The organism is Geobacillus sp. FSL K6-3411 (genome assembly GCF_037965715.1).
Classification (GTDB): Bacteria; Bacillota; Bacilli; order Bacillales; family Anoxybacillaceae; genus Geobacillus; species Geobacillus thermodenitrificans.
On the sequence record NZ_CP150187.1, the window covers coordinates 1,162,893 to 1,177,678 of the forward strand.

A 14,786-nucleotide genomic window follows, 5' to 3' on the forward strand; every position below is an offset into this window, starting at 1 on the left:
GGCAGGCTGCCTTCCTGGCGGCCTTGCCGCTTGCTTTTGGTGGAGGAAAAAACCAAAACGATGGTGTAAAAAGCGCAAAGGGATCAGGGGGTTGTCAAGAAAAAGTGCAGAATGTTGCAGTGTATAAATTTATATACATGCTCATTGAAAACTTAACATTTGACTTCTCCTGCAACGAGCTTCCTCCCCCATGGCGCAGCCTGCGGGTTGAGCCTACAAGATTTTTAGAGGAAATGATGCAGCGCTTAGGGTGTGCAGGATAACGGAGAGGTTAACTCTTCATGTTGCATGTATATAGTTGTGTAGTTGAATCAATTCTATAGTTGAACGAATTCTGTCAAACTCCGTGTCTCATGAGCCTCCGTCGCATTTACTCCATTATCTTCGACCACACGTTTGCTTAAAATTATAAGGTTTATAGCGCAATTTTCCTATTATTTGTGAATATACTGTTAATTTCCATGTAAAAGGTTGACATCTTCTTCTTCTTTTTTTATAATGCCATTGAATTTTACAAACATTTCAAATTCATGATTAGAGAGGGCATTCCATATGAAATGGGTGTTCATTTCAAGAATGGCGTCCCGCTTAAAAGCAGAAGCTAGTTTCATATTCGTATTTTCTGGGGTTTTGATGTTTGTTTGCCTCAATCCCCATACCACCAATCCAGCGGAATGGATCTTATATACGAAATATTTGGTTCCGATTGGAATGGCTGTCTGGCTGCTCTTCAGCTTCCGTTTGCATGTTTCGTTGTTCACTTCGACTCCAATTCACTGGATCGCGATGAATGACATCATGCCAACCTCGCAAAAGATCGTCTTCTGCCAAACTTTGATCGCATTTATTTATTTTTTCGCTTGGCAACTGGCCTTGGCCGGGATCATCGCCGGTGCGGTGGTGGCCAACTATGCAGCGGGTTGGGATCTTTTCACTTTTCTGTTTCCATTGTATTTGATTCATTTTCTTCTACCATTTCTATGGGCGTGGATGATCGGATTGTCCACAGGCGCTGTTTACGCCTATCATTCTTCGAAAAAAGCGATGTTGCTCGTTGGTGTGTTTGTTTTGTGGATCATCGTGCTGTTTTCTTTGGAATATCGCAATCCATCCTTCTCCTTGTGGGGAAACCATCGTTGGCCTTACATTGACCCGTTATTCAGCCTAACCTTCCAAAAAGAACGCGTGCTGATCAAATTGGCGTATATTCTTTCTTCCATCGCCGTTTATGGCGTTTTTCGAAGCATGCGGCGATCCTTCGCGGGGCTTGCGGCTAGTGTGACTCTCGTTATTTTCGTAACATTTTTCCTTCAACATGCACAATCAAAATTCCAGTTGGATGACATTCTGTTGGCAAACGACGTCAAACTCTATCAACAAATTAAACATCAGGCTCAGCCCAAGAACATCCCGTTGCATGGATATTGGAAAATCAAGGAGATCGAGGTGAATCCGAAATCCACGTATCCGATCAAAGCCACACTCTCTCTGCATCCGAAAGAACACACCGTTCGTTTTTCGATCAACGAGCAATTTCAAATCGATCACATCCAAGGCGGAGGGAAGCGTTTCCCCTTTCAACAACAAGGAAACGTTGTTCAGGTGCAGACCAACGGCGCCCCATCCATGACGATCTATTATCGGCATACGTTCGGCTCAACCTTTTATCCGTTGATATCGGGCGTCACGTTGTTGCCATTTGAAGCCAACTGGTATCCGCAGTCCATGGATTCAACGCTTTACGATATCGACTCATCCGGAACGCTTCACTCCAATGTAGAAACGAAAACATGCACACGAGTCAACGTGATTGTCGGAAAGGAAAAGTACCATTGGCATGGGGACCATCTCCCTTGTCTCTCCGTGATCAACGGTCCTTACAAACAAATTCAAGTGCAACATACTCGTTTCCTTGTTTATAAACCATTTCTCACTACAACAAGAAATTATATGGAATTGAAGCATCAACTCGTTTCCATCCGCAATGAGCTATGCCACTTGTTTCCGAATCTTGCAAATACAGATTATTGCACAAAAGAAGTCAAGATCATCTCAATCATCCCAAAAAGCATCAACACCACAAACCTTTCGCTCTACGACAGCACGGTGGCTGACGGAACCTACACGTTTTATGTTGATCCGTTCTTGGACGTCAATGGCATCCCGGCAACCAAACATATTCAGGAGTTGGCTGCGTTTTTCATCCCATACCGATTGTTCGAAAACGAACAGATCAGTCTCTTTGCCGGCTTATATTTAATGGAAAAACTACATATTCCATCTATCGGATATGGAAACAGGATAGCGGAAAAATCCTCCATCGACTCAACAACGTGGGAGCACTACATGGCACTATCCATAAAAGAAAAAGAAAACATATTGATTCAACTAGCGCAAGAAAGGGGGAAAGGAGACAAATGATGGAATTGAAAAATGTGACCCTCAAGCACCGTTGATATTATCCCTCTAGTGTAGACAGTTGGGAAAAAGCCCATACTGTAAACAAAAACACTGGAGGGATTATTTTTATGTTCGAAATGAAAAAAACACGAAAAGGAAAAACCACGTATTCACCGGAATTTAAGCTAAAGGCTGTCAAGATGTACATAGAAGAGGGATACGGATATAAGCGTGTATGCAAAGAATTAGGAATTCCTAGCACCAAAACTATCAGGCTTTGGGTGAAAAATTACGATGAGACAGGTCTTGACGGACTGGAAGAACGGCGCGGAAAATCCAAGTCCCCGCTAAAGAGAGGACCAAGAAAAAAGAAGTTAAGTCTGGAAGAAGAAAATCGGAGACTGAAAGCAGAGAATGAATATTTAAAAAAGTTGCGATCCCTCGCAAGGAGGTGAAACCGGAAGAACGATTTCAGATCATCCAAGAGTTATCCGTGACATACCCCATTTCCTTACTATGTGAAATGGCAGGAGTCACAAGGGGCGGTTACTATAAATGGTTAAACCGACGGGGAATGATGACGGAGAAGCAAAAAGAAGATGAGATGGTAAAGCGAATGATCTTGGAATGCCATCAAGAGGTCAACGGGATCTACGGGTATTATCGTGTGAAAGCGTGGCTTCAACGGAAATATGGGAAGGTAGTGAATCATAAAAGAGTCTACCGACTAATGAAAGAATTGGGGATTAGAGCAAAAATCCGGCAAAAAAAGAGAAAGTATAAAAAAGGCACGGAGAATATCGTTGTTTCGAACGTGTTAAACCGCGATTTTACAGCGACCGAGGCCAATCAAAAATGGGTGACGGATATTACGTATTTGCCGTTTCAAGGAAAATATTTATATCTTTCGGCCATTAAAGATTTGTACAACAATGAAATCATTGCGTATCGCATCAGTCATTCTAATAATTTGGAATTAGTGGTTGATACCGTAAAAGAGGCCATAAAAAAACGAGATGTGCGAGGAGTCATTCTCCACAGTGACCAAGGCTCGCCATACACATCTCGTCAATACCATAAACTGCTTAAGGATCATCACATTATCCCTAGTATGTCCAGAAAAGGGAATTGTTTAGACAATGCTTGTATGGAAAACTTTTTTGGACATTTGAAATCTGAAGTGATGGACCTTCGCACCTTTCGAACGGACGAGGAAGTGATTCTGGCCATAGACCGGTATATGCATTTTTATAATCATGAGCGTTTTCAAAAAAAATTAGGCTACCTCAGTCCTGTCGAATATCGAACCACCAAGGTAGCTTAGCAGACGAACGGATGATATGGACTCCTTCTTCAGCTTACCAACCGTTAAAGTTGAATGAAGGGGAAGTTGTCAAGTGCTTTCCTTGACAGCTTCCCCTCATTCAACTATCCTGCAAGCAGCTGAAGAAGGTGGGCGTTTTTCATACTGTCTACTTGACAGGGATATGTTCACCGTCGCCAACTGATTTTGCATCATTGTTCTGTCAATCTTCCTTCCCAATCCATCATTCTAGCCAAAAATCACATTCGCACAGATATTGTCGCCAAAGCGCTTGCCGGCTTTCATCCTATCGATGAAGGGGAAATCCATTTCGATGAACAGGAAGCAAGAGGAAAAACGAATAAAAGCGTATTTTTCGTGATTCCTGAGAACTACCACCAACTGTGGAGAAACTATCGTTTGCAAGATATTTCGATATGGCTGAATCGTCCTTTTCAGCAATCGACGCTATGGAAAAAATATCGCCTCCCTTCCCATGCATCCATCGATTCATTGACGATGTTTCAACGGCTGATTTATTTTGTTTCCCTTGGACAGTCGCTAAATCGCACCGTTTTCATTTTCGATCAGCCGACGAAACACTTTGACTTCGAAGACTTAGAACGCTTTTACCATTTTTTACGTCATGATTTTGCGGATGCAAACTATATGATCTTGAGCAACCGAATCGAGAATGGATTTACTGATCTTTCAATTTATCAAATTCATAATGCAAAATTAGTTGCCTTTGAAAGGAGGTGAAAAAGAATGTTAGGAAACAACAATGAAAAATGGAAAAGCTCATCGTTATTGGTTCCATAGCCTCTTACGAAATGGAACTGGAACTGCAGTAAAGACGAGAACAAGTAATATAATATTTGGAGAGGAGAAGGGATAACATGATCGTGAACCGAAAAAAGAAATGGAAATCAAAATGGGCATCTTTATCACTGGCAGCAGCAGTAATAGCCACTGCCGGTGCAGCGGGAGCAGCATCAGCAACAGCCTTTTTAGACGGCTCAAGTACTTATAAGAATACATCACCTCTTACTGCAAGCCGTAATGATACAGGAAATATTAAAGCTGTGAATAACGGTGCCAATACCCAAACGAGAGGCTATGCTTACAAATTGATCAATTGGTGGCCCGACAGCGTCGTCGCTTCCACCAACTGGCTCAATCCCGGTCAAGAAGAAACGCGCAGTTTTCCACAAACCAAAGACGATAAGTATTATGGCCAAATTGTTGGTCAAACGGTTGGCTCAAGAGGATACGTGACCATTACCGTCAAATAACCCGAATCCGGATGATGAGGGAGTCAGGGATACGCCTAAAAAGATGGGGCGATCCCTGACCGCATTTTTCTTTTGTCAACTTCTTGGAAAGAAAGCGGTTGATCGGTGATGAGATGGAAATGGCTGTTTGTTTTTTATTGGAAACGATTGTTGAAAAGCAAGTTATATGTTGGCGCCAGCATCCTATTTTTTGTTTTGCTGCTTGTCAGGTTCGTTTTATTCTTTTCAGACGATATGAATGCAGGCATGGAATACTCTGGAGATTTGCCTTCTGAAGTGTTCATGCTTGTCCAAATCGTTTCGCTCTTTTACATCGTATGGTTCTACTTTCTCTACTCCAACGAGCTTCGTTACGGCGTTTCGTCATGGTTCGCCGACGGCTACCGGATTTTGCTGGAGAAAATGAGCGCCTTGCTGGCGGTTCATGCGCTGTGCCAAGGGATCATGCTGATGATGAGCTACGGCGTTTTTTCACTCGTGTATCTCTTCGTTGGGGTGGAGCCTTCGGATCTGTATTGGTCGCTGCTTCGGTTTCTCGCCGTCTACCAGTTTGGACCGCTCGTGCTCACCGTTCTGTACGGCATCATCATTGCACTGCTGTTGGAAACGAAAAAGGTCAGTTTTTTCGCTATGTTGCTTGTATGGATCCTGACCGGCCCGATGACGACTGAGCTGTTCATCGATTTGTCCCAAACCGTTCATGCCCGCGACTGGACGTCGCTGCTGTTTATCGGAAAACACGCCATTCAACAGGCGTATGATTCCTACATCGGGTTTGAGGTCGACCGCGGCGGGGAATGGAAATGGGCCGCATGGTTTCTTTCCCTTGTCGGATTGGCGTTGTTGTCGTCGATCCGCTTTACGCAGACGAGAAAGGAGCGAAACGCCGTCCTGAAAGCGCTGCTCATCTTCCCGTTTCTGATCGTCCTAACCGCCTGCCACTCCTTGCAAACAAACACCAAGGCGTTCACCCGGGCCGATCAGACGACCGAACTCGAGGAGTACCGTCGAATGCCGCAAACCATCAAAGCCGATTTGCGCTACCGTATCCAGTCGTATGACATTTCCTTGCATGGATCGCGCGCGGTCGTGCGCGTGGCCTTGTCCCAGTTGGACACGAACCGGCCTACGTTTCAACTGTACCATTTGTATCCGCTCCACTCGATTGAAGCGGACCATCAGCCCGTCACGTTTACGAGAAACGGCGATCTCGTGACCGTGCGGCTGCCGAAACGCGCCTCGACGCTCACCTTTTCCTATGAGATCGTCGACACGGCGCTCATTCCGTACACGAACGGCCGCATCGTCCTGCTGGCGGACCGGGCGTGGTATCCGAAAAGGAGAGCTTCGCACATGTATCAGGCTTATGAATATCAGGTGGCGGGAACGAGAGCTTGGGATGGGGCGTTCACCGATCAATTCGTTCCGAATGAAACGTACACCTTTACCTTGAACGTGGACGGCGATGTGCTGTTTTGCAATGTGCCAAAGCGGGGGACGGTTTACCGAGGGAAAGCGCAGGCGGTCACCTTGATCAAAGGGCAAGGGCATCAACTCGTCGATCAAGGATATGAGATCACCTACCCGGCTGACTGGCCGCACATGGCGGAACGGGCGCCGACGGTCATCCGCCAGTTGGAAAAAACGTTTCATCATGTCCAACAAATCGCATCCACGGCGGTTTCAGCGCTGCCGAACAAGATTGTGTTCTCCAGCTCGGGGCTATCCTCGTTTATGGCCCATGACCATCTTGTCTATAACACGAATTTTTTTTCGATTGGCACCTATCATATGGAACGAGATTATTATGAAAAAATGCTCCGTCTTTCGGTTCCGCCGAAAGGATCGCGGATCATGTACAACGAGTGGATTTCGCTGGCCACCCGCTGGCTGATGCAAAAACAAGGCCTTTCGGTGATCGACTGGAGCTCCAAAAGCGAGTGGTTCGAGTCGCAGCCGTCATCCGTAAAGAAGCAAATTGAAGCCATTTATCAGGCGTTTCAGCCGCTGGATGTCGACCAAAAGCAACGATGTTTGCGGACATGGTATGCGAACATGGACGACGGTTGGACATGGGACCGCATCTTGGAGATGATGCAGGAGGTGAACGGCGTTGGCGGTCGTCATTGAAGGATTGACGAAAATCGTGAAAAAGAAGCCGATTTTATCCGATGTCTCCCTCACCCTCTCCGGCGTGTACGGCTTGCTGGGGCCAAACGGCGCCGGCAAGACGACGTTGATGCGCATTGTGGCCGGACTGTTGGAGTTCAATGCCGGACGGGTGTCGCTCGGAGACGAGCCGATCAGCACGGGCACGAGAGTGAAGCGGGTAAACGAGATCGGCTATTTGCCGCAAGAGTTTATGATGTACCCGGAGCTGACGATGTATGAAGTGCTTGAGCATCTCGCTGTCTTGCAAGGTGAACATCCCGCCGCCTGCCGATCCAAAATCGAGAAGGTCATCGAACAAGTCAACTTGTCTTCGCACATCAACAAAAAAATGCGCGAGCTGTCCGGCGGCATGCGGCGGCGGGTGGGCATTGCCATGCTGCTGCTTCGGGAGCCGTCCATCCTCCTGTTTGACGAGCCGACGGCCGGGCTTGACATCCGTGAGCGCGTACGGTTTCGCAATTTGTTGAAGCGGCTGGGGCACGATCATACGATCGTCATCTCTTCGCATCTTGTCGAGGACATTGAATTTCTGTGCACCAAAATCGGGGTGTTGGACCGCGGCACGGTGCTGTTTGAAGGCAGCCCGGACGAGCTCAAGCAAAAAGCCGCCCCTTATACGTATGAGTTGGAGGTGCCGTTTGCGGAACTCGACTCGATCATGGCCACCAACGAAGTCGTGCAAATGAGCGAAGAGCCTTCCCACGTCGTCGTGCGCGTCTTGTCCGAAGAGCCGATCGGTCGGCGCGTCGCCCCGCGGCTGATGGACGGATATTTGGCGTTGTTGAAAGAGGCGGAAGCGCATGGATAAAAAGACGATCGCCCATCATTTTTCTTTTGACCGCCGCTTGCTCGGCCGATTGTACTGGTTTCCGTTTCTCGTCTATGGGCTGTGCGTCGGGTTGATGGGGATCTTGTCCGCCCGCTCCGACGAACCGTTTTTGCCGTACACCGTCATCCAAGGCATCGCCGTGCCGATCGCCGGATGGCATCTCGTCTTTTTGTACCGCCATTTGTACGACGAAGGGGCGAAAGAAGCGCTGTTATGGCATTACCGAAAAACGGTCGTCTTCGACTTGGTTCGCTATGCTGTTTTGCATGGGGGATGCATCGTTCTTCTTGTCGCGGCGGTCATATGGATTCATGGAACGATGTTTCTCACCGCACCCGTGTTGGTGCACCTGTTTCTGCTGTTTTCGTTTTACCAGTTGATTGGGCTTGCCTTGTTAGGCGTCTTTGGCAGCCTAGATATCGCCTTATCGGTCATCGCGGTCTATACCTTTATGGAAGTCGCAACGCAAGGAACGTTCATGCCGTGGCCACATCTGTTTTTGTTTCAAGCGCCGGCCGATTCGCTGCCCCTCCTTCTCCCCATGATGTGGCTGGGGGCGGGCATCGTGATCGCCGCCATTTTGATTGGACGGGAGTTTTGGTAAACGAATTGGAAGCCATCGGCTGAATGTGGGAATGAGGAGCTTCTATGGAACGATGTCCGTTCGTTTAGTGCACCCGGCCGCATACTCCTCTTGTCGCTTCCATGGTCAGGAAGTGGGAAGTCGTTTCTCCTTTTTATCATGGCTAATTGAGATGGCCGCCGTAAATCGAAAAAAGCTCTCTATAAAGTCTTGACTGATTCCTTTTTGTCGCTTCATTTGTTTGCCATGGCGAATTATGCTACAATGCAAAAAGGATGAATGAGAAGGACAGGGGGATTTGGCACGGTGGCATACTATTGGCTCGCGGCGGCGGTCATCATCCTCGATCAATGGACGAAATGGCTTGTCGTCCGCTATATGCGACTTGGGGAAAGCATCCCGATCATCGACAACGTGCTCTACATTACGTCGCACCGCAATCGCGGGGCGGCGTGGGGCATGCTGGAAGGGCAGTTTTGGCTCTTTTATTTAATTACGGTGATCGTCGTGGCGGCGATCGTGATTTACATCCGCCGCCTGAAGCCTTCCGAGCGCCTGGCCGGCGTGGGGCTTGGGCTGATGCTCGGCGGGGCGATCGGCAATTTTATCGACCGCGTATTCCGGAAAGAAGTGGTCGACTTTATTCATACGTACATCGGCACGTACAGCTTTCCGGTGTTCAATATCGCCGACTCGGCGCTGACCGTCGGCGTCATCTTGCTGTTTATTCATCTATTTTTTTTCGCGACACCAGAGAAAGGGAATGAGTAGATGGACACGATCACGTTTCACATCGAAGACGAATATGACGGCGAGCGGATCGATAAAGTGATCGCGGCGCTCAATGAGGAATGGTCGCGTTCGCAAGTGCAGCAATGGATCAAAAGCGGGCTTGTGACCGTCAATGGCGAGACGGTCAAGGCGAACTACAAATGCGAGGCAGGCGACGCGGTCGCCGTTTCACCGCCGGAACCGGAGCCGCTTCATGTGGAACCTGAGCCGATCCCGCTTGACATTTATTATGAAGATGAAGACGTGCTTGTTGTCAACAAGCCGCGCGGCATGGTCGTCCACCCGGCGCCCGGGCATATGCGCGGCACGCTTGTCAACGCGCTTCTCGCCCATTGCCGCGACCTCTCCGGCATCAACGGCGTGCTGCGCCCCGGCATTGTCCATCGGATTGACAAAGATACATCGGGGCTTCTGATGGTGGCGAAAAATGACGCCGCCCACCGCTCGCTTGTGGAGCAGCTTGTCAACAAAACCGTGACGCGCCGCTACAAGGCGATCGTCCACGGCGTTATTCCGCACGATTACGGCACGATCGATGCCCCGATCGGCCGCGACAAACGCGACCGAAAAAAAATGGCGGTTACCGATGAAAACGGAAAGGAAGCAGTCACCCATTTCCGCGTGCTCGAGCGGTTTCGCCATTATACGTATGTCGAATGCCAGCTTGAGACGGGGAGGACGCACCAAATTCGCGTCCATATGAAATACATCGGCTACCCGCTTGCTGGCGATCCGCAATACGGGCCGAAAAAAACGCTCTCGATCGAGGGCCAAGCATTGCACGCCGGGGTGCTCGGCTTCCGTCATCCGCGAAGCGGCGACTATTTGGAATTTGAAGCACCGCTGCCGCCGGAGTTTGCCGAACTGCTCGAATGGTTGCGAAAAAACAATTGACAAACGGAGGCGGCCGCTTTACAATGAAAGCAAGTGAACAGGAACCTTTAAATTCAGTCCTGTGAGGCTGAGAAGGGGTCGGATGTAAAAATAGGTGGCGTATGCCCATTTTGTCTGCTGGCAATCAGCCATGCCCCCGCTTCACAGGCGGGGGATTTTTTTGTGTCGACGGAGGTGGTTCGCATGCAAAAAGCTGTTGTGATGGATGAACAAGCGATTCGCCGCGCTTTAACGCGCATCGCTCACGAAATTATCGAACGGAACAAAGGAATCGATGGCTGCGTATTGGTAGGGATTAAAACGCGCGGCATTTATTTGGCGCACCGCTTGGCTGAGCGGATCGAACAAATTGAAGGAACATCGGTTCCGGTCGGTGAACTCGATATTACGCTGTACCGCGATGATTTGACGATGAAAACAGAAGACCATGAGCCGCTCGTCAAGGGAACGAACGTACCGTTTCCGGTGAGCGAACAGAAAGTCATTTTAGTCGATGATGTGCTGTTTACTGGTCGGACGGTGCGAGCGGCGATGGATGCCGTCATGGATTTGGGCCGCCCAGCGCGCATCCAACTGGCGGTGCTCGTTGACCGCGGCCACAGGGAACTTCCGATTCGCGCCGATTTCGTTGGTAAAAACGTGCCAACGTCCAGCGCCGAAGTGATTGTCGTCGAACTTGCCGAAGTGGATGGGGTTGATCAAGTATCGATTCATGAAAAATAAAGCAGCTCCCTTTTAAGCGCAGTCCCGCGAGGCTGCAAAAGGGGCGGAATGGTTTCGGCTGTTTCTGCACCCTCTTTGTGCCTTCGCGGGCCAAGAGGGTTTTTTTGTGCACATTAAAAGATAAATTCGCTTAGATAGCGAAAGGAGTGAAGGAAAGTGAACAAACCGATACTGGATATTCAAGACCGCCCGACAGTTGGGCAATGGGTGACGTTAAGCTTGCAGCATTTATTCGCCATGTTTGGGGCAACGATTTTAGTGCCGTATTTGGTTGGGTTAGACCCCTCGATCGCCCTGCTCACAAGCGGGCTTGGGACGCTCGCGTTTTTGCTTATCACGAAATGGCAAGTACCGGCCTATCTCGGCTCATCGTTCGCCTACATCGCGCCGATCATTGCGGCGAAAACAGCCGGTGGCCCGGGTGCGGCCATGATCGGCAGCTTCCTTGCTGGGCTCGTGTACGGCATCGTCGCTCTCATCATTAAAAAGGCCGGATATCGTTGGGTGATGAAACTGTTGCCACCGGTCGTCGTCGGTCCGGTCATCATTGTCATCGGTCTCGGTTTAGCCGGCACGGCGGTGGGAATGGCGATGAACGGCCCGGACGGCAACTACAGTCTGCTCCATTTTTCGGTCGCGTTAGTGACGCTTGCCGCCACGGTCATTTGCTCGGTACTGGCGCGCGGCATGTTGAGCTTAATCCCAGTGCTTGTCGGCATCGTCGTCGGTTACGTCTATGCCCTCGCAGTCGGGCTCGTTGACTTATCGAACGTAGCGAAAGCAAAGTGGATGGAAATGCCGGATTTCCTTCTCCCGTTCGCTGACTATCCGGTGCGCATCACCGCGGAGATTGTCATGCTCATGGTGCCAGTCGCCATTGTCACCTTGTCGGAGCATATCGGCCATCAGCTCGTGTTAAGCAAAGTCGTCGGCCGCGACTTAATCCAGAAGCCAGGATTGCACCGGTCGATTTTAGGGGACGGAACAGCGACGATGATTTCTGCTTTGCTTGGCGGCCCGCCGAAAACGACGTACGGGGAAAACATTGGTGTGCTGGCGATCACGCGTGTCTACAGCGTCTACGTGCTTGCCGGCGCAGCGGTAATTGCTATCGTGTTCGGTTTTGTCGGCAAAGTGACGGCGCTGATTGGCTCGATTCCGACACCGGTCATGGGCGGCGTCTCGATTTTACTGTTCGGTATTATCGCCTCGTCCGGTTTGCGTATGCTTGTGGATAGCCGCGTGGATTTTGGCCAGACGCGCAACTTAATCATCGCCTCGGTCATTTTAGTCATCGGGATTGGCGGGGCGGTGCTAAAAATTAGTGAGAGCTTTCAAATCACTGGAATGGCGTTGTCAGCCATTGTCGGTGTCCTGCTCAACTTAGTGTTGCCAGGACGGCCGCAAGTAGCGGAAAACTTATTTGAAGAAGAAAAAAGCAACGACCATGTCGCCTAAATCAAGTAAAAACACCTTTTAATTAAGTCCAGCGAGGCTTAAAAAGGTGGGAACGAAGCGCATGGGGCGGAGTCTACCCTCTGCTCCGCCATGCCTCAATCGTCACACCTTGCCTTGCCGGCAAGGTGTTTTTTTATCAAAAAGAAAAGGGAGAGAGACTGATGGCCCATCTACTCACGTTAAGTGAACTGTCGCTTTCCGAAATCAACCGTTTGCTCGATGAAGCGGAGACGTTCCGCAACGGGCGTCCGTGGCATCCAGCGACGCCGATGTATGTAGCGAACTTGTTTTTTGAACCGAGCACGCGCACGAAATGCAGCTTCGAGATGGCGGAGCGGAAACTGGGGCTTCATGTCATTCCATTTGACCCGGAACGCTCAAGTGTGCAAAAAGGAGAGACGCTGTACGATACGGTCAAGACGCTTGAAGCGATCGGGGTTGACGCTGTGGTTATCCGCCATCACGAAGATGCCTATTTCGAAGCGCTCCGTCATTCGGTTGGTGTTTCGATCATTAACGCCGGCGACGGCTGTGGACACCATCCGACCCAATCGCTGCTTGACTTGCTGACAATTCGTCAAGAGTTTGGAACGTTTGCTGGGTTGACGGTCGTGATCATCGGTGACATTCGCCATAGCCGCGTCGCCCGCTCCAATGCGGAAGTGTTGACAAGATTGGGGGCAAACGTCTTGTTTTCCGGACCGCCGGAATGGGAAGATGACATGAACCTGCACGGGACTTATGTCGAGATCGATGAAGCCATCGCTCGCGCTGATGTCGTCATGCTTTTGCGCATCCAGCACGAACGTCACGCTGAAAAAATGGGATTAACCAAAGAAGAGTACCACCAACAATACGGGCTGACGCTCGAGCGGGCACAGTTGATGAAACCGGGCGCCATCATTCTGCACCCGGCGCCGGTCAATCGTGGGGTCGAAATCGCGAGTCAGCTTGTCGAAGCGAAACCGTCACGCATTTTTAAACAAATGGAAAATGGCGTCTATGTGCGGATGGCGGTCTTAAAACGGGCAATAGAAGGGAGAATGCAGCATGGCCATGTGGTTGAAAAATGGCATGTCGTTCAATGAAAACGGGCAATTGGTGCGAACTCATATCAAAATAGAGCACGGAAACATTGCAGCGATCCATCATGAACAGCTGTTTGAAGCAAATGGAGAAGACGTGATCGACGTTGGGGGCAAACTCATCGCTCCCGGCTTGATTGATGTGCATGTCCATTTGCGCGAGCCGGGTGGAGAAGCGAAAGAAACGATTGAAACCGGCACGCTCGCCGCTGCGAAAGGTGGCTTTACGACAGTGGCGGCGATGCCAAACACAAACCCGGTGCCGGACCGGAAAGAGCAGATGGAATGGCTTGCGCGACGCATCCAAGAAACGGCGCATGTCCGTGTGTTGCCGTATGCTTCGATCACGCTCGGGCAAAAAGGGGAGGAGCTGACCGATTTTGCCGCGTTAAAAGAAGCGGGAGCGTTCGCCTTTACTGATGACGGCGTCGGAGTGCAATCAGCGGGGATGATGTTTGAAGCGATGAAACGGGCCGCCGCCCTCGATATGGCGATCGTTGCCCACTGCGAGGACGATACGTTAAAAAACGGCGGTGCGGTGCATGACGGCGATTTTGCGCGCCGATACGGGATCGCTGGCATCCCGTCGGTCTGTGAAGCGGTGCACATCGCCCGCGATGTTTTGCTCGCCGAAGCGACCGGGTGCCACTATCATGTCTGCCATATTAGCACGAAAGAATCGGTGCGCGTCGTCCGTGACGCAAAGCGGGCTGGTATCTGCGTCACCGCGGAAGTGACGCCGCATCATCTCCTCCTATGCGATGAGGACATTCCGAGGCTTGATGCGAACTATAAAATGAATCCGCCGCTGCGCAGCCGCGCTGACCGTGAAGCGTTAATTGAAGGGCTGCTCGACGGCACGATCGATTTCATTGCCACCGACCACGCGCCGCATACAGCAGCGGAAAAAGCGAAAGGAATGGAGGCGGCGCCGTTTGGCATCGTCGGATTGGAAACGGCATTCCCGCTTTTGTACACCCATTTTGTCAAAAAGAACGTGTTTACGTTAAAACAGCTTGTCGATTGGTTGACGATCAAACCAGCGCAATGTTTCGGCTTGCAAACAGGGCGACTCGAGGTCGGAGCACCGGCGGATATCACGGTCATTGATTTAGAAACAGAAGAACCGATTGATCCAGAGACATTTGCCTCCAAAGGAAACAATACGCCGTTTGCCGGATGGAGATGTCAAGGATGGCCGGTGATGACGTTTGTTGGTGGAACACTCGTATGGGAGAAAGGAAGGGCATAA

Annotated in this window: 15 protein-coding genes; all 15 read left to right on the forward strand. The window is 50.0% G+C overall.

The features are described from left to right. Positions 1 to 23: 23 nt before the first annotated feature. The 15 genes from NSQ22_RS05965 (at position 24) to NSQ22_RS06035 (ending at position 14,786) form a co-directional block, all read left to right on the forward strand. Entirely contained in the window at positions 24 to 263 is a 240-nt protein-coding gene (locus NSQ22_RS05965; protein WP_063192337.1) for a hypothetical protein, read from the forward strand. A gap of 289 nt (positions 264 to 552) precedes the next feature. Next, on the forward strand, positions 553 to 2,421 hold the full coding sequence (locus tag NSQ22_RS05970; protein ID WP_339264320.1) for a hypothetical protein: 1,869 nt from the start codon (positions 553 to 555) through the stop codon (positions 2,419 to 2,421). A 107-nt stretch (positions 2,422 to 2,528) separates the two neighbouring features. Next, entirely contained in the window at positions 2,529 to 2,855 is a 327-nt protein-coding gene (locus tag NSQ22_RS05975) for a transposase (RefSeq protein ID WP_087959979.1), read from the forward strand. Next, the gene (locus NSQ22_RS05980) at positions 2,852 to 3,724 is read left to right on the forward strand and encodes an IS3 family transposase (RefSeq protein WP_157663112.1); all 873 of its coding nucleotides are present in this window, start codon (positions 2,852 to 2,854) and stop codon (positions 3,722 to 3,724) included. The genes NSQ22_RS05975 and NSQ22_RS05980 overlap by 4 nt, the downstream gene beginning before the upstream one ends. Before the next feature lie 186 nt (positions 3,725 to 3,910). Then, positions 3,911 to 4,465, forward strand: coding sequence for a hypothetical protein (locus NSQ22_RS05985; protein WP_339264323.1), 555 nt, complete (start codon positions 3,911 to 3,913; stop codon positions 4,463 to 4,465). A 137-nt stretch (positions 4,466 to 4,602) separates the two neighbouring features. Further along, a complete protein-coding gene (locus tag NSQ22_RS05990) occupies positions 4,603 to 4,998 on the forward strand; it encodes a hypothetical protein (protein ID WP_025039346.1) in 396 nt (131 codons plus the stop codon). Positions 4,999 to 5,106: 108 nt separating this feature from the next. Then, on the forward strand, positions 5,107 to 7,128 hold the full coding sequence (locus tag NSQ22_RS05995) for an ABC transporter permease (protein ID WP_327993625.1): 2,022 nt from the start codon (positions 5,107 to 5,109) through the stop codon (positions 7,126 to 7,128). After that, entirely contained in the window at positions 7,112 to 7,978 is an 867-nt protein-coding gene (locus NSQ22_RS06000; protein WP_014195391.1) for an ATP-binding cassette domain-containing protein, read from the forward strand. The genes NSQ22_RS05995 and NSQ22_RS06000 overlap by 17 nt, the downstream gene beginning before the upstream one ends. Further along, positions 7,971 to 8,603: a hypothetical protein gene (locus tag NSQ22_RS06005; RefSeq protein ID WP_011230643.1), complete on the forward strand. Its 633-nt coding sequence runs from the start codon at positions 7,971 to 7,973 to the stop codon at positions 8,601 to 8,603. Before NSQ22_RS06000 ends, NSQ22_RS06005 begins: the two co-directional genes overlap by 8 nt. Before the next feature lie 258 nt (positions 8,604 to 8,861). Further along, positions 8,862 to 9,353, forward strand: coding sequence for a signal peptidase II (gene lspA / locus NSQ22_RS06010; protein ID WP_078172617.1), 492 nt, complete (start codon positions 8,862 to 8,864; stop codon positions 9,351 to 9,353). Next, positions 9,354 to 10,268, forward strand: a complete 915-nt coding sequence (locus NSQ22_RS06015) for an RluA family pseudouridine synthase (protein ID WP_099232893.1) — start codon at positions 9,354 to 9,356, stop codon at positions 10,266 to 10,268. A gap of 183 nt (positions 10,269 to 10,451) precedes the next feature. After that, positions 10,452 to 10,991 (forward strand): bifunctional pyr operon transcriptional regulator/uracil phosphoribosyltransferase PyrR, encoded by a 540-nt coding sequence (pyrR, locus tag NSQ22_RS06020; RefSeq protein WP_081157225.1) that lies wholly within the window; start codon positions 10,452 to 10,454, stop codon positions 10,989 to 10,991. Positions 10,992 to 11,147: 156 nt separating this feature from the next. Then, the gene (locus NSQ22_RS06025) at positions 11,148 to 12,449 is read left to right on the forward strand and encodes a solute carrier family 23 protein (RefSeq protein WP_081157226.1); all 1,302 of its coding nucleotides are present in this window, start codon (positions 11,148 to 11,150) and stop codon (positions 12,447 to 12,449) included. Positions 12,450 to 12,610: 161 nt separating this feature from the next. Further along, entirely contained in the window at positions 12,611 to 13,537 is a 927-nt protein-coding gene (locus tag NSQ22_RS06030; RefSeq protein WP_008878659.1) for an aspartate carbamoyltransferase catalytic subunit, read from the forward strand. Continuing rightward, on the forward strand, positions 13,500 to 14,786 hold the full coding sequence (locus NSQ22_RS06035; RefSeq protein ID WP_008878658.1) for a dihydroorotase: 1,287 nt from the start codon (positions 13,500 to 13,502) through the stop codon (positions 14,784 to 14,786). Before NSQ22_RS06030 ends, NSQ22_RS06035 begins: the two co-directional genes overlap by 38 nt.